This window comes from Aeromonas sp. R2-1 (genome assembly GCF_040908425.1).
Lineage (GTDB): Bacteria > Pseudomonadota > Gammaproteobacteria > Enterobacterales > Aeromonadaceae > Aeromonas > Aeromonas caviae.
Map to the genome: position 1 here is coordinate 68,035 of NZ_JBFODR010000055.1, position 14,626 is coordinate 82,660.

The 14,626-nt window shown below is 61.5% G+C and carries 14 protein-coding genes; 7 read left to right on the plus strand and 7 right to left on the minus strand.

The annotated features are described in order from the left end of the window. Nucleotides 1–74: 74 nt before the first annotated feature. Nucleotides 75–1,103, minus strand: coding sequence for a 16S rRNA (guanine(1207)-N(2))-methyltransferase RsmC (gene rsmC, locus AB5Y80_RS20210; RefSeq protein ID WP_368173454.1), 1,029 nt, complete (start codon nt 1,101–1,103; stop codon nt 75–77). Between the two features lie 277 nt (nt 1,104–1,380). On the opposite strand from rsmC, the gene dapA reads away from it, so the two are divergent. From dapA to AB5Y80_RS20225, 3 genes are all read left to right on the plus strand, one after another. Then, a complete protein-coding gene (dapA, locus tag AB5Y80_RS20215; RefSeq protein WP_039040606.1) occupies nt 1,381–2,253 on the plus strand; it encodes a 4-hydroxy-tetrahydrodipicolinate synthase in 873 nt (290 codons plus the stop codon). A gap of 95 nt (nt 2,254–2,348) precedes the next feature. Beyond that, the gene (locus tag AB5Y80_RS20220; RefSeq protein ID WP_041213957.1) at nt 2,349–3,995 is read left to right on the plus strand and encodes a diguanylate cyclase; all 1,647 of its coding nucleotides are present in this window, start codon (nt 2,349–2,351) and stop codon (nt 3,993–3,995) included. Nucleotides 3,996–4,177: 182 nt separating this feature from the next. Next, the gene (locus tag AB5Y80_RS20225; RefSeq protein WP_043152842.1) at nt 4,178–4,768 is read left to right on the plus strand and encodes an HAD family phosphatase; all 591 of its coding nucleotides are present in this window, start codon (nt 4,178–4,180) and stop codon (nt 4,766–4,768) included. A 136-nt stretch (nt 4,769–4,904) separates the two neighbouring features. Here AB5Y80_RS20225 and hfq read toward each other — a convergent pair whose 3' ends face one another. Further along, on the minus strand, nt 4,905–5,264 hold the full coding sequence (gene hfq, locus AB5Y80_RS20230) for an RNA chaperone Hfq (RefSeq protein ID WP_039040603.1): 360 nt from the start codon (nt 5,262–5,264) through the stop codon (nt 4,905–4,907). Between the two features lie 176 nt (nt 5,265–5,440). On the opposite strand from hfq, the gene AB5Y80_RS20235 reads away from it, so the two are divergent. The 3 genes from AB5Y80_RS20235 to AB5Y80_RS20245 are packed head-to-tail and all read left to right on the plus strand — an operon-like array spanning nt 5,441 to nt 8,920. Further along, nucleotides 5,441–6,712, plus strand: a complete 1,272-nt coding sequence (locus tag AB5Y80_RS20235; RefSeq protein WP_041211730.1) for a paraquat-inducible protein A — start codon at nt 5,441–5,443, stop codon at nt 6,710–6,712. After that, nucleotides 6,705–8,351, plus strand: a complete 1,647-nt coding sequence (gene pqiB, locus AB5Y80_RS20240; RefSeq protein ID WP_069651939.1) for an intermembrane transport protein PqiB — start codon at nt 6,705–6,707, stop codon at nt 8,349–8,351. The genes AB5Y80_RS20235 and pqiB overlap by 8 nt, the downstream gene beginning before the upstream one ends. Continuing rightward, nucleotides 8,351–8,920 carry a membrane integrity-associated transporter subunit PqiC gene (locus AB5Y80_RS20245; RefSeq protein ID WP_042864902.1) on the plus strand — a complete coding sequence of 190 codons (570 nt, stop codon included), beginning with the start codon at nt 8,351–8,353 and terminating at the stop codon, nt 8,918–8,920. The genes pqiB and AB5Y80_RS20245 overlap by 1 nt, the downstream gene beginning before the upstream one ends. A gap of 55 nt (nt 8,921–8,975) precedes the next feature. Here the strand turns inward: AB5Y80_RS20245 and ompA are convergent, their stop codons facing one another. Both ompA and AB5Y80_RS20255 read right to left on the minus strand, forming a co-directional pair. Further along, the gene (gene ompA, locus AB5Y80_RS20250) at nt 8,976–10,007 is read right to left on the minus strand and encodes a porin OmpA (RefSeq protein WP_041211729.1); all 1,032 of its coding nucleotides are present in this window, start codon (nt 10,005–10,007) and stop codon (nt 8,976–8,978) included. A gap of 278 nt (nt 10,008–10,285) precedes the next feature. Further along, a complete protein-coding gene (locus tag AB5Y80_RS20255; RefSeq protein ID WP_324045493.1) occupies nt 10,286–11,293 on the minus strand; it encodes an SGNH/GDSL hydrolase family protein in 1,008 nt (335 codons plus the stop codon). A 234-nt stretch (nt 11,294–11,527) separates the two neighbouring features. On the opposite strand from AB5Y80_RS20255, the gene AB5Y80_RS20260 reads away from it, so the two are divergent. Beyond that, entirely contained in the window at nt 11,528–11,908 is a 381-nt protein-coding gene (locus AB5Y80_RS20260) for a YgiW/YdeI family stress tolerance OB fold protein (protein ID WP_039040598.1), read from the plus strand. 57 nt (nt 11,909–11,965) lie between these two features. Here AB5Y80_RS20260 and mltC read toward each other — a convergent pair whose 3' ends face one another. The 3 genes from mltC to mutY form a co-directional block, all read right to left on the minus strand. Continuing rightward, nucleotides 11,966–13,069, minus strand: coding sequence for a membrane-bound lytic murein transglycosylase MltC (gene mltC, locus AB5Y80_RS20265; RefSeq protein ID WP_010675743.1), 1,104 nt, complete (start codon nt 13,067–13,069; stop codon nt 11,966–11,968). Nucleotides 13,070–13,188: 119 nt separating this feature from the next. Beyond that, nucleotides 13,189–13,461, minus strand: a complete 273-nt coding sequence (locus tag AB5Y80_RS20270; protein ID WP_010675742.1) for an oxidative damage protection protein — start codon at nt 13,459–13,461, stop codon at nt 13,189–13,191. Next, a complete protein-coding gene (mutY, locus tag AB5Y80_RS20275) occupies nt 13,458–14,543 on the minus strand; it encodes an A/G-specific adenine glycosylase (protein ID WP_042014850.1) in 1,086 nt (361 codons plus the stop codon). Before mutY ends, AB5Y80_RS20270 begins: the two co-directional genes overlap by 4 nt. Nucleotides 14,544–14,626 lie beyond the last annotated feature (83 nt).

Genomic DNA, 14,626 nt, shown 5'->3' on the forward strand with positions numbered 1-14,626 from the left:
TAAACGTTTTCTTGGTACCTTAACAGATCCCGTCTGGCACTCTCTACTTGTTTTATTACAACCGTTGCACTTCTTTAAGCTTTGCTCAGATACACCTTGAATTTGGCATCGCCCGCGATCACCTCGGTCTGTTTGAAGTGCGCATCCAGTATAGGCTGGTATCGCAGGAAGGCATTGGCGACTATGGTCAGGGCGCCATTTGCGGTCAGGTGCTCAGGTGCCTTTGCCAGGAAGGTTTCGGTGGCGGCGTAGAAGGTCTTGAGCCCGGCATGGAAGGGGGGATTCGAGACAATCTGTTGGAATGTTTCGGCAATGTCGGAATAGACATCGGAGGCATGAACACGTCCCCTCAGACCGTTGACCGCCAGGGTTCGGCGGCTGGACTCCAGTGCCAGGGCATTGATATCCACCATGGTGACGGCCAGGGCCGGGTTGCGCTTGGCCAGCATGGAACCGATGACGCCGGCGCCGCAGCCAAAGTCGAGCAGCTTGCCCGTTACGGGGGGGAGGCTCGCCAGCAGCATCTGGGTGCCGAGATCCAGGCCGTCTGCACTGAAGACCCCGGGAAGGGCCATGACGGTCAGGGTGGTGTCGCCCGCCTGGCACTCATAGCGACTGAACCAGGCGTCCAGCTCGAAGGGAACGACCGGTTTGTCGAGCGTGCCGTGGTAGAGAGAGCAGCGGCGCGCAGAGTCGCGCTTGATCGGTTTCTCGCCATAAGGTGCCAGCAGCTTGTCTGCCCCGTTGATGCCGCCCCGGTTCTCGCCGGCGAGGAACAGGTCGGCCCCGCTTTCGAGCAGCGGCGTCATCATGGCCAGCAGGTATTGCGCCTCGGCCTTGGCCTTGGGCATCAGCAGCAGCAGGGCATCGAATCGGGGGGCGCCACCCAGCTGGTGATCGAACAGGATGGCGTCTCCCAGAACGGCCTGCTGGGTGCGGTAATAGCAGTAATCCGTGGTGAAGACGGTCAGGCTTTGTGCCAGCTCGGCCAGTTGACGAGGATAATCATCCTCCAGGGCACCGCACACCAACAGCCGCTTGCCGACAAAGAGGGCTTGGTTACGTTCCAGCATCTGACTGACGGCACTGACAGGACGGCTCATTGGGTCTCTCCACGCATTTTTGGGCGGCCATTATACATGGCCGCTTTCGCCTTGACATTTATGCCGTGTTCCCGAAATATGCCCAGACGCCTATTTACCCAGAGATGATGCAATGCGGTCATGCGTATCGAAACGAAAGCATAAACACAGCCTGACAATCGGGCCTGCTGGCGTGCGCGCGTAACCTCTCATCCCTGAGACGATTCAAGCCCCGGTAGCGACTCCCGTACCGGGGCTTTTTATTGACCAATCCATCTGTTTAGGAGAAGGAAATCCCATGTTTCAAGGTTCGATAGTTGCCCTGATCACCCCATTTCGACAGGGCCAGCTGGACGAGGCCGCACTGGCTCGCCTGGTGGAGTGGCACATAGAGCAGGGAACCCATGGCATAGTGCCGGTCGGCACGACCGGGGAGAGCCCGACCCTGACCCACGATGAGCATTGCCGCGTGGTGGAGCTGGTGGTCAAGCTGGTGGCCGGGCGCATTCCCGTGATCGCAGGTGCAGGCTCCAACAACCCGGTTGAAGCCATTGAATACACCCGCTATGCCGAGCAGATGGGAGCGGATGCCACCCTGCATGTGGCCGGTTACTACAACCGCCCCAATCAGGAAGGGCTCTACCACCACTTCAAGGCGGTGCACGACGCCACCACCAAACCCATCATCGTCTACAACATTCCGCCCCGCGCCATCGTTGACGTGCAGCCGGCGACCCTGGCCCGTCTGGCCGAGTTGCCGCGCATTGCCGGCGTGAAGGATGCCACCGGTGATCTGGCCCGCCCCTGGGTTGAACGCCAGCTCATCAAGAAGCCGTTTGCCTGGCTCTCCGGTGAAGATGCCACCGCCGTGGCCTACAACATCGGTGGTGGCCAGGGTTGCATCTCGGTGACGGCCAACGTGGCCCCCAAGCTGGTGGCCGAGGTGCAGAACCTAGCGCTGGCCGGTGAGTGGCAAGCTGCCCGCGAATTGCAGGACAAGCTCATTCCGCTGCACCAGGCCATGTTCGCCGAGCCGAGCCCCGCAGGGGCCAAGTATGCGGTCTCTCTGCTGGGTCTGTGCAGCGAAGAGTGCCGTCTGCCGGTGATGCCGCTCTCCGAGGCCACCCGCGAGCGCATCCGCAGTGCCATGCAGGCATTAAATCTGTTGTAAAAACTGGGCTCTGGATCTCGCTTTTGATTGCCCGGTCAATTAATGGCCGGGCTTTGCCGATATACTCGCTTGGATACAACCAAGGATGATTTGGCATGGAAGAATGGGATCCGGAGCACTTCACCAGTTTTGAACATCTCTGTGAAGTGACCTTGTCTGCGGTCAGGGAAAAAACAGAGGCTGAACAGATCTATCTGTGGCTGCGTGCTCCGACGCCCCAGCTCTATCACTATCGCCCGGAACAGGGTCTGCTCTGCCTGAGCGCTGACGTCCTCTCTTCCCTCGAGTTGCCCATCCTCTTCATCGAACGTTCCCTTGCGCTCGGCCAGTTGCTGGTGGAGCCCATCGCGCCGACCCGTGCCATCTGGGAGCGGGAGAGCGTCGAACCCGAGATCCCGCGCCTGCGCGCCAGCTTCCCCCTCAAGCGTCACAAGGGGCTGGAGGCTGTGGTCTATCTGGAAACCCGCCGTCGTCTCGATCGCCTGCCAAGACGCCAGCAGCAGAGTATCCAGCTGCTCATGCATTATCTCGCCGCCGAGCTCGAGAGTCGGCGACTCGCGGGACAGGTGGATCTGGAGCGGGATCAGCGGCTCCACACCCAGGCAGACCTCGTGCGCAGCCAGGCCCTGCAGGACTCTTTCCTCAGCATGCTGCAGGCGCTGCATCAGGTGGGGGTCAAGCTCTCCCGCTGCGAGAGCGAGGATCGTCTGCTGCACGACGCGGTGGCACTGGCCCGCCAGGAGTTGCAGTTCGATCGCATCGCCATCTTCCTGACTGACAGTGAATTCAAGACCATGCACGGTACCTGGGGGACCAACGAGGCGGGTGAGCTCATCGACGAGCGCCATTTCATCAGCCCCATTCCGGATCACCCCACGGTGCAGGAGGCGCTGCGTCGCAAGGACTATGTCCTGGTGCTGGAGGACACGCCTCTCTATTACGAGAAGCAGGAGGTGGGTCGCGGTTGGAACGCCATGGTGTCGCTCTGGGACGGGAGTACCCCCATCGGCTGGATTGCCGCCGACAACCTGCTCTGGCGGCGCCCCCTCAAGGCGTATCAGAGCGAGATCTTCAAGCAGTATGCCGCCGTGCTTTCCCAGTTGCTGATCCGCCAGCGCACCCAGGAGAAGCTTGAGCGCTTCAATCGGGAGCTGGAGCTGAGGGTGCAGGAGCGGACCCGGCAACTGGCCGATACCAACCGGGCGCTGGAGGAGGCCAACCGGCGCCTCTCCCTGCTGTCTCTGGAAGATCCCCTGACTGGCATCGCCAACCGCCGCCAATGGGACATCACCATGGAGCGGGAGTGGGAGCGGGCTCGCCGCCATCAGGGCGTGCTGGCGGTGCTGATGATCGATGTGGACGAGTTCAAGTCCTACAACGATCACTTCGGCCACGGCAAGGGGGATCAGTGCCTGCAGCGGGTGGCGGCACTGCTGCAGGACACCGAGCGGCGGCGTACCAACCTGGTGGCCCGCTATGGGGGGGAGGAGTTTGTCATCCTGCTGTGTTCACCGCAGCCGGGAGAGGCGGAGCGGCTGGCGGAGCAGATCCACCACGGCCTTGACGCCTTGCAAATTCCCCATCCGGCTTCCCGGGTGGCGGCGACACTCACCGTCAGCATCGGGTTCAGCTATCTGGTCCCGTCATCGGACAAGGAGTGGCAAACCCTGACCGAGCAGGCGGATCAGGCACTCTATCACGCCAAATCACAAGGGCGGGCCTGTACCCTGGCCTATCGCTGACACCTGCGTGGGGGCTGCCTGCCCGGCATCAGATCCATGCTGACCTGTATACGTGCGGGCTTTCAGATCCACGCCGCCCTGTATAAATGAGGTGGCAAGCGTTTCTCGCCATCTGGCGCATGGCGATGCGCCCGCGCTCTGGCTAGAATGGGGGCCCATTTTTCACAGACAGATCCTGCACCATGACCCTATCCGGATTTCAAGGCCTGGTTTTCGACCTCGACGGCACTCTGGTGGACTCCATGCCCTTGCACCTGGCCGCCTGGGAGCACACCGCCCGCGAGTTTGGCTTTCGGTTCGACGCCGACTGGTTTTATGAGCTGGGAGGCATGCCCAGCCGCAAGATAGCCCTGCTGGTGGCCGAAGTGCAGCAGATCGCGCTGGATCCCCTGGTGGTGACACGCTGCAAGACCGAACACTATGTCGCCAACCTGCACAAGGCCACCCCCTTCCCGGCCATGCTGGATCTGGTGGAACGCTATCACGGCCGGATCCCCATGGGCATAGGGACAGGCTCCCCCCGTATCAATGCCGAAGCGGTGCTGCGCAACACAGGGCTGGATCGGTATTTCCCCGTGGTGGTTACCGCCGACGACGTGGAGCTGCACAAACCCCATCCAGACACCTTCCTGCTGGTGGCGCGACGCCTGGGGGTCGAGCCCGGTCAATGTCTGGTGTTCGAGGACACGGGCATAGGCGCACAGGCCGGTGAAGCGGCCGGCATGCAGGTCTGCATGGTCAGAGAGGGAAAACCGGTCGGGTTGACCTGCTGAGTGACGAAGACGAGCGGGTCAACAACCGGCTCGGGAGAGAAGCCCCACTCTCATACGGGACAGGCGAAACATGAGAGTGGGGAGCAGATGTCACTGGCTGACGCAGCGACACCGTCAGGATGGGCGGGGGAGAGATTTACTGCTCGCTGCCACCACCCTGGTTGTCGTCATAACGGCTGGGGGCGCCATGGGGGCGCGGTGCCATGGAAACCCGTGGCTTGCGGGCCCGCTGGATGCTGACGGCAGGACGGCCGGAGTGCATGGCAATGGTGGAAATCTTGGCCTTGTAGACCAGTTGCTGATTGCCATGGGCATCGGTCAACAGCACGCTGTACTGGTCAAAACCGCTGATGGTCCCTTCTAGCTTGATGCCGCTCACCAGGAAGATGGCGACCTGGCTACGGTTTTTGCGCAACCAGTTGAGGGCAGAATCTTGCCCGTTCCCGAGGGAGAAGGCCTGCTCGATAGTGGAGTAGCTTGGGGATTCAGTTGTCATAAATTATTGTCCCGCGGAAAAAAAGTGGCGTTTGATTGTGCTAAATGGTCACTGCCTTGTCAAAGTCATTCTCACACCCGGGCAGGATGGACAACGACAGGGCTGGTCGGCAGGGGCCGCTGCTGCAATAATTGGCGGCTCTGGCCCCGTGGCGGGCCTCATGCTGGGGTCTTATCTTGCATCCGGTTTCACACCAACATCCACCCACCTATACCCATGACGCGACCGCCTGCGAAGAGTGTGACCTGCTGGTGCCGGCCACCGAGCTGGCCGTGGGGGAGACGAGCAGTTGTCCGCGCTGCGGCCATACCCTGACTCGTCATCTGCCTGAGCAGGAGCGCAGGCCCATCGCCTATGGCTTTGCGGCCATCATCATGTTCGTGCTCTCCAACGCCTTTACCTTCATGTCGTTCTCGGCCAAGGGGGTGGGGCAGGAGATGACCTTCCTGCAATGTATCACCACCCTGGTGGATCAAGGCTACCTGTTCCTCGGGGCCGTGCTGAGTATTACCCTGATCGGGTTGCCGCTGGTCTATATCGGCTCCATCATGCTGGTGCTGTGGCGCCTGGACAAGGATCTGCACAGCAAGGCCCTGCGCTCCCTTGGCCGCCTGCTGTGCCGGATCAAGCCCTGGCTGATGGTGGACGTCTTCCTCATCGGCGTGCTCATCTCTCTGGTGAAGCTGATGGGGATGGCCGACATCAAGATGGGGCTGTCGTTCTGGGCCTTCGTTGGCTACACCCTGCTGCTCATCAAGATGATCTCCTCCCTGGATCGGATGTGGCTGTGGCAGCGGCTGTTCGGCCCGACGGCGGCGAGGGAACTGGATCCCGAGGAGAGCGCCCTGTCGTGCGGTCTGGTGGGCTGTCACATCTGCGGCGCCCTGAACGAGCAGGATGCCCATAGTTGCGTTCGCTGCGGGGATCACCTGCACAGCCGCAAGCCGGGTGGTCTGAACCGCACCTGGGCCCTGCTGATCACTTCGGTGATCCTCTATGTCCCAGCCAACCTTTATCCCATCATGGACACCGTGTTCCTGGGGGATGACAGCCCCTCGACCATCATGGGCGGGGTGGTGCTGCTGTGGGCCATGGGCTCCTACCCCATTGCCGCCGTCATCTTCTTCGCGAGCGTGGTGGTGCCGCTGGTGAAGATCCTGGCGCTGCTGTGGCTCTGCTACGTGGTGCAGCGCGGCCAGGGGGCATCTCCCCTCGGCAAGCTCAAACTCTATCGCATGACCGAATTTGTGGGGCGCTGGTCGATGATCGACGTCTTCGTGGTGGCCATCCTGGCCGGTCTCATCCGGCTCGACAATCTGATGACCATCTACCCTGGCCCTGCGGCCGTCGCCTTTGCCGGGGTCGTACTGGTCACCATGGTGGCTGCCATGAGTTTCGATTCCCGCCTGATCTGGGATTTACAACAAGGAGAACGCGAACGTGAGTGAGCGTAAGACAAGGTGGAAACCGGGCTCTGATTTCATGAGTTCGGCTGCCGCTATCTGGATGGTGCCCTTGCTGGCCCTCTTCATCGGCGCCTGGATGCTGTTCCAGCACTGGTATTCACAAGGGCCGAGCTTCACCCTGACGGTGGCGACCGCCGAGGGCATAGTGGCGGGCAAGACGGTGATCCGTTCTCGTGAAGTGGAGGTGGGCCGTATCGAGACGGTGGAGCTCAGCGAGGATTACAGCCATGCCGTGCTCAAGGCTCGCCTGACCAATGCCGCCGCCGGCATGCTCAAGAAAGACAGCCAGTTCTGGGTGGTCAAGCCCAGGGTCGGGCGTGAGGGCGTTTCCGGTCTTGGCACCTTGCTCTCCGGTGCCTATATCGAGCTTTCTCCCGGCAAGAAGGGCAGGGCGCGAAGCGAATACGCCATGCTGGACAGGCCACCCCTGGCATCCCTGGATGCCAAGGGATTGCGGCTCTCCCTGTCCAGCCGGGATGCCAACGCGCTGGGTGCGGGCTCCCCCATCAGCTATCAGGGATTCACCATCGGCCAGGTCGAAGAGGCCAAGTTCCTGCCCGAGAAGAGCGAGATGCAGTACCAGCTCTTCATCAACGCGCCTTATGACGTCCTGGTGAGCAGCAACTCCCGGTTCTGGCTGACGCCCGGCTTCGAGGTCTCCATGAGCAGCGAGGGGATGAAGGTGAAGATGGACTCGCTGGAGAGCCTGATCAACGGCGGCATCACCATGGGGCTGCCTCCCGGCTGGTTGCCGGGGGAGCCGGTGAAACAGAACGACGAGTTCGTGCTGTTCAAGGACGAGGAGAGCGTGCTGGCCGGTAGCCTGGATCAGTTCATCGACTATGTCTTCCTGTTCGACAATGATGTGGGCGGGCTGCATCCCGGCGCGGCGGTACAGTATCGCGGCATCCGGGTCGGTACCGTCATCTCGGCTCCCTATCTTATCGACGACAAGGGCGTCCAGCTGTTCAAGAGCCGGCAGATCCCGGTGCTGGCGCGCATCGAGGTGCAGCGTCTCTCCCACCGTTATGCCAATGCGGAGAAGGAGCAGTGGCGGGCCCTGTTCAACAAGCAGTTCAAGGAAGGGCTGAGGGCCAGCCTCAAGACCGCCAGCCTGCTGACGGGGGGCAAGGTGATCGATCTGAACTTCTATCCGGATGCGCCTGTCTATCAGCCGCTCAAGATGGCGGGCTATCAGGTCTTCCCGACTGCCCAGGCCGGGCTGGATCAGATCGAACGCAAGGTGAACCTCATCCTCGACAAGTTCGTCGACATGGACATGGCCACCACCCTTACTCAGGTCAACAGCACCCTGATGACGCTGGACAAGACGCTCAAGCATGTCAGTGCCGTGAGTGCGAATCTGGAGCAGTTTACCGGCCAGCAGTCGACCCAGCAGTTGCCGGCCTCCCTCAACCAGAGCCTCAAGCAGTTGCAGGAGACGTTGCAGACCTATGATGCCGGTTCCCAGACCAATCAGGAGCTGCGTCAGTCGGTGCAATCCCTCAACCAGCTGATGAGCGAGTTGCAACCTCTGGTCCATTCACTGAACGAGCAGCCGAGTTCGCTGATCTTTGACCGCGCTCGTCCGCGGGATCCCGAGCCCAAGCGAGGAAAATGATGAAAAAACGGATGATGACGCTGGCCTTGCTGGGCCTGCTGGCGGGATGTGGCAGTGCACCGACGACGCTGCATTACTATTCGCTGGATGCCGACACGGCGCCGTCGAGTGTCACCACGGCGAAGCCGCAGCACCAGTTGGTGCTGCGCCCCGTCGCCCTGTCCGGTCAGCTTGACCGGATGAGCCTGGTCTATCAGCTGGAGGGAAAGGAGCTGCACTTTGCCGAGTACCATCGCTGGGCAGGTTCCCTCGATGCCCAGTTGAACCAGTTGACCCTCAATGGCCTCTCCAGCCGCTTGCCTGGCTGGGTGGTGCGTCAGGACGGGGCCCGCAAGGGGCCTGTGCTGAGCATCTCGGTCGAGCGTTTCCAGGGGCGGCACGACGGCCGCGCCCTGCTCAGCGGTCGCTGGCGCCTGCTGACGGAGGAGGGGGTCGTGTTGAGAGATGTTCCCTTCCAGCAGGAGCGGGTGCTGCCTGCCGATGGGTATGGCGCCCTGGTGAACGAGCTGGGACAGGGCTGGCAACTGTTGCTCGATCAGATTGCGGCGGATGTACGCACGCGCATCTGAGGAAGCATAAAAAAAGACGGGAGGCCATGGCCTCCCGTTTTGTTTGGGGTCGTCGTTATTGCTGTACTTCCGAGACGCCCTGTACCTTGACCTCTACCCGGCGATCCGGGGCCAGGCAGACGATCAGCTCGCGCTTGGATTTGCTGGTGCAGCTGTCGCCGGTGACGGGAGACTGCTTGCCACGCCCTTCCACATTGACCTTGCCGGCCGGCAGGCCCTTGCCAATCAGGTAATCGGCCACGGTCCGGGCACGCTGCTCGGACAACTTCTGGTTGTAGGCCTCGGAGCCGATGCGGTCGGTATAGCCGATGACGGTGGCCGACCCGTCTTTGGGCCTGGCCTCTTCAATCTGGCTGTAGAGGGTATCCAGCGCCTGCCCGGCCTGGGGCTTGAGGGTGGCCTTGTTGAAGTCAAACAGCACGTCCGAGCTCAGGGTGAACTGCTTGTCGACCATCACGGGCTCGGGCGCGGGGGCGGGAGCTGCGACCGGCAGAGCCGGTGCAACCTGACCGAAGCGATAGACGGCGGCCAGGGAGAGCAGGCCGTTGTCCATGCGCAGGCCGGTATCGTCACGGCTGCCATATGGGGTGCTGTACTGGTATTCGAGGCGGGCTGCCCAATCCAGGCTCAGGGCATACTCCGCACCGAGCGCGCCGACGAAGGTGAAGCGGCTGTCGTTTTCCAGCTGATCGCTGTCGGTCCAGCCATAGCCGCCCCCGACACGGCCGTAAAGGTCCAGATTGTCCGCAACCGGGAACCCCAGTTTCAGCGTGAGCTGGGCCAGCTGGGCTTGCACGGAGTCATTGAAGGCCGCGCCATTGCGGGTGCCGCTGTACTTGAGCTTGCCAAGGTAGTCATAACCGAGTTCGACACCCAGATTCTGGTTGATCTGGTAACCGGCGAAGGCACCGGCGCCGACTTCATCGTCGTCTTTGTCGGTGATGGCGATGGAATTGCTTTCATCGACACCGTAGAAGTTGGACCAACCCAGTTTGGCACCGCCATACCAGGTGTTGTCTTGTCCGGCTGCCTGGGCGTTGGCCGCAAGCAAGCCTGAAACCAGCAAGGTAATCAGTGTTTTGTTCATAGATGCCTCTGCAATCTTGTGTGTGGGGAGCGCGAATTCATGTCGCCTCGCCTCGTGGGTTGGGCCTGTGTTCGACCACAACACGTTTAAACGTAGCTCGCTTTTCTCGATCTACAAGCAACTGATATAAAACATATTGTGATATCCATCTGCATCATAGTGGAGACAGAAGACCGCCGGGGAACCGTGACTCGAATCTGTGATGGGTGTCATATGGATTGCTTGCCCTTGTCGGCAAGAGGGCCGGCTAGGCGCCGGCCCTGGCAGGATGGCCTCCGTTATCGAGGGAGGAATTCGTACTCCTGTTCGATGAAGGCGGCAGCCCGCTCGCTCAGGGCGGCGTGTACCACTGTGGTGGGGTGGACCTGGTCCCAGAACATCTTGCCTTCACAGTTCAGCTCGCCCGCACTGCGGCGCGCCATGGGCGTTGCGACGGCCTGAGCCAGCAGAGGGTTGCCGGCGATGGCAAGGCGCTCCTCGGGATTGAAGGGGGCCAGTCGACTGTCGGTGGCGGCGCTGCGGGAGGCAAAGGGCTTCCACACATAGCCGCCGCCATAGCAGGCGTGTTCGGTGTCGCTCAGGCCGAAGTTCTGCGGCTCGCGCAGCATCTCGGCGAACTGCTTGTCGATCTCGAACAATTTCACCATGCCGGTGGGAGCCAACTGGCGTGCCAGATTCAGCAGCAGCTGGTTGTGGTAGGCGGAGACATGGCTGGCTGCCTCGACCACTTTCTGGCTGCGGGCCGAGGGGTTCTGGCCCAGATCCGGCAGGTTGAACAGCAAGATCTGCCTGGCACCGTTCAATACCATGCGGCTGGCCGCATCGCTGATGGCGTCGCGCACCCGCTTGGCATCCTGCTCGGTGTTCCAGCCATAGGCCAGGTAGTCGTTGGCACCGACCCAGAGGATCACCAGATCGTCGGGCTTGAAGCCATCCTTTTGCAGGAACTGGGTCACCTCGTAGTCCAGGTTGTTGATGACCTGATACTTGGGGTTCCAGGAGATCTTGTTGTAGGCCACGGCAGTGGCGCCCCCTTCCGCCTCGTTGGCGATGGCGAGGCCCGGGAAGTGCTGGGTGAGCTGCTCCAGCCAGACCGGGCCGTTGGAGAAGCGGCCCTGATGGTAAGGCGGGCTGGAGGGGAGGTAACCGCGCATCTTGTCGTACATCTTGCCGGTATCGGAGAGGCTGTCGCCGAACATCACGATGCGGGAGAAGGGGGGACGCGTCTCGGCGGCATGGGCCGTGAGGGCGAAGAGACCCAATAAACACAAAAGCCATTTGTTCATGTAGCTGTTCTCATGGATGGGGCAGGGCGGGCCTGCGGGCTGTTCCTCGATGGCGGCGGGCTGGGAACCCGCATGGCCAGGTGAAAAGGTATCCACTCGAATACATTTTTGCAGCATGCCGTGGCCATTTAATCGCTTGCGATCACATCACTCCTCCCTGAATGGGGAGGCTTCACGTTTGTTTCACGCGCCCCCGGGCAAGATGCCCTCATACAGCAAAGACAGGAGCATGAAATGAACAACGCAAAAGCAATCGCCCTGGTGGCCCTGATGTCCGTCTCTTCCTTCGCCATGGCGGCCTACACCGGCCCCAAGGAGCAGAACAAGGTATCGGTCGCCCAGTTGAAAGACGTGGCCGATGATCAGTGGGTGACCCTGGAAGGCAAACTGGTCAAACACCTGGGTGGCGAAAACTACCTGTTCCGTGACGACAGCGGCGAGGTGGAAGTGGAGGTGGACGGTGACGTGTGGCGCGGTACCGAGGTAGGCCCTGACGATCTGATCCGCGTGCGCGGCGAGGTGGACCACAGCTGGAACAAGACCGAAGTCGAGGTGGAACACCTGGAGAAGGTGGGGGCTGCGCCCCTGAGCAAGGGTGGCTTCATCGCCAAGTAAGCTTTCTGGCCACAGTAAATGAGAAGGGCGCTCCAGGAGCGCCCTTCTTGCATGCCATCAGCCAGCCCGGCTTGCGACGGTTCGCTTGAACCCCTTCTCGGCCTGATTGACCTTGTAGAGATAGCGGCGAGCCTCTGCCTTGGGATGTTGTTCGGTCAGTACCTGATAGACGGCCTCGGGGGAGAGGCGGTTGATCATGCCGGGGGCCGCCTTGCGATCGTTGGAGAAGGTGTTGAGCACCCCTCCCGCACCACCGTTGTAGGCGGAGATCACCGCATAGCGGCGGGACTGGGGATCCTGGATATCCGCCAGATAGACGGTCTGCAGCAGGTGCAGGTAGGCGGTCCCCACATCGATGTTGTAGGCCGGATTGAACAGATCTTCCCTGGTCGGCTGGCCATCCTTGCCCTTGACCCTCACATAGACATCCCGCCCAGCGGTAGCCGGGATCACCTGCATCAGGCCATAGGCGTTGGCGTGGCTGACCGCATAGGGGTTGAAGCTGCTCTCGGTCTTGATCACCGCGTAGATGAGACTCTCGGCGACCCCGTACTTGCGGGAGGCATCGCGGATGATGCTGGCGTATTTGTAGCCGCGCCTGTCTTCGTGGTTGGCCACCATGGGAATGTCGATGAAGAAGATGTTGCGGATCCCGAGGGTGCGCTTCTTCATCGCGTTGGCGATCAGATAGTCGGCATAACGCTCTGCACGCCAGCTGGAGCGGATCGCTTGTCCCTGGTTGTCCAGCACCTGGCCATAGAGGAAGGGCTCGCCACCTGGCATGATCTCACGGTCGGAATAGAGGTCGACCTCTGCCGGATCGTCCGGGGTTAGCAGGGTTTCGATGATGGCGCGGCGCAGGTGGGCGCGGGGATCCAGACCCGAGACGGTTTCCACCATGATGTGACCACTGGAGAAATCGATGTGGGCGCGGCTCTTGTACTGATCCGTGTATTTGACGTAGTCAAACTTGCCCGCGAACAGCGCCTCGCGCCCCCATATCTCGTTCACGTTATGGGAGAGCGCACTGATCATGTGTTCAAAACCGCGCACGTCCTTGCCGTTGACCAGATCATCATCGCCACTCCCGCTGGTCTGGGGTGTGGATGAACAGGCAGAGAGAAACAGCAGGGCGCACAGCAGCCCAAAAAAACGACCCATAAGATCCTCAAACCGGGCGGTGGGGCCGCCCGTCACTGACTGGCCTGAGCCAGGATTGGTGTCACCCTGCGGCATGTCGACGACTCAGGGGGACGCTGGCCCTTTGACTCGATTCCCGCTCACTGGCTGGGAGGGGTGTAACCGTCGATCTGGACTTCACCCGCGTCGAACAGATAGCTGACCATCTCTTTTTCCAGCAACTGGCGGTGCTCGAGATTCATCATGTTCAGCTTCTTCTCGTTGATCAGCATGACCTGCTTCTTCTGCCACTCGGTCCAGGCTTCCTTGCTGATGTTGTCGAAGATCCGCTTGCCGAGTTCACCGGGGTAGAGTTGGAAATCGAGACCCGGCGCTTCTTTCTTCAGGCGCAGGCAAAATACGGTACGGCTCATGTTGACCTCTGTGGTTGCAAGTCTGGTTGTAAGTCCGGGTAGGCGAGCAGACGGGCCGTGGCCGCCGCCAATCCCACCTCGGCAGGATGGCGTAAGTTATACCAGAGTCGGGTATCCGCTTCCATGAGCAGGGGGGCGGGCGGAACAGCCATTTCGATCAGCAAAGGGCGAATATCGAGGTGGAAGTGACTGAAAGTGTGACGAAATCCAGCGAGCTCCTGATAGGCGGCATCCTCCAGCCCCAACTCCCGCAGTCGTCCGGTCACCTCGGTGAGGGATTCCACCTGCGGGAAGCAGTAGAGCCCGCCCCAGATCCCTTGCGGCGGACGCTTCTCCAGCAGCAGCTGATCGCCGTGGCGGATGATCAGCATAATGCCGTTGCGTGCCGGAATGCTCTTCTTCGGCTTGCTGTGAGGGTAAGCGGTGGGGTTGCCCTGCGACAGCCCCTGGCAATCGGCCTGCACCGGGCAGCGCTCGCAGGCGGGCTTGCTGCGGGTGCAGACGGTGGCCCCCATGTCCATCATGGCCTGGTTGTACTGGGCCACCCCGACGCGCGGGGTGAGGCGGGTCGCCAGCTCCCAGAGATCGTGCTCGACCTGCTTCTGGCCCGGCCAGCCCGCCAGCGCCAGCCAGCGGGTGAGTACCCGCTTCACGTTGCCATCCAGGATGGCGTGGGGCTGGCCCAGAGAGAGGGAGAGCACGGCCCCGGCGGTGGAGCGACCGATGCCGGGCAGAGCCATCACCTCTTCCAGTTGTTCCGGAAAGAGGCCGCCGTGCAGATCGCGGATCTGCTGGGCAGCCTTGTGCAGGTTGCGCGCGCGCGCGTAGTAGCCAAGCCCGGTCCAGTGATGCAGCACCTCGTCGATGGGGGCGTTGGCCAGGGCCAGCACGTCGGGGAAGCGGGCCATGAACCGCTCGTAATAAGGGATGACAGTGGCAACCTGGGTCTGTTGCAGCATGATCTCGGAGACCCAGACCCGGTAGGGGGTCTTGTCCTGCTGCCAGGGCAGGGTCTTGCGGCCGTGGATCTGGTACCAGTCCAGAATGCGGGTGGCGAAGGTGGTGTTGTCTGAGTGGCTCACAGTGTGCTCATGTTCTGATGATAAGTCCGCCCGCCATCAGGAGGGCGATCCCCGACCCGGCGCATGGCAAAGGTCGAGTGTAG

Bases quoted from the DNA above. Each gene is read 5' to 3' on its own strand.
- dapA (WP_039040606.1), top strand. From the start codon at position 1,381: ATGTTTCAAGGTTCGATAGTTGCCCTGATCACCCCATTTCGACAGGGC.
- AB5Y80_RS20260 (WP_039040598.1), top strand. From the start codon at position 11,528: ATGAACAACGCAAAAGCAATCGCCCTGGTGGCCCTGATGTCCGTCTCT.
- AB5Y80_RS20225 (WP_043152842.1), top strand. From the start codon at position 4,178: ATGACCCTATCCGGATTTCAAGGCCTGGTTTTCGACCTCGACGGCACT.
- AB5Y80_RS20255 (WP_324045493.1), bottom strand. From the start codon at position 11,293: ATGAACAAATGGCTTTTGTGTTTATTGGGTCTCTTCGCCCTCACGGCC.
- mltC (WP_010675743.1), bottom strand. From the start codon at position 13,069: ATGGGTCGTTTTTTTGGGCTGCTGTGCGCCCTGCTGTTTCTCTCTGCC.
- AB5Y80_RS20245 (WP_042864902.1), top strand. From the start codon at position 8,351: ATGAAAAAACGGATGATGACGCTGGCCTTGCTGGGCCTGCTGGCGGGA.
- hfq (WP_039040603.1), bottom strand. From the start codon at position 5,264: ATGACAACTGAATCCCCAAGCTACTCCACTATCGAGCAGGCCTTCTCC.
- rsmC (WP_368173454.1), bottom strand. From the start codon at position 1,103: ATGAGCCGTCCTGTCAGTGCCGTCAGTCAGATGCTGGAACGTAACCAA.
- AB5Y80_RS20270 (WP_010675742.1), bottom strand. From the start codon at position 13,461: ATGAGCCGTACCGTATTTTGCCTGCGCCTGAAGAAAGAAGCGCCGGGT.
- ompA (WP_041211729.1), bottom strand. From the start codon at position 10,007: ATGAACAAAACACTGATTACCTTGCTGGTTTCAGGCTTGCTTGCGGCC.
- AB5Y80_RS20220 (WP_041213957.1), top strand. From the start codon at position 2,349: ATGGAAGAATGGGATCCGGAGCACTTCACCAGTTTTGAACATCTCTGT.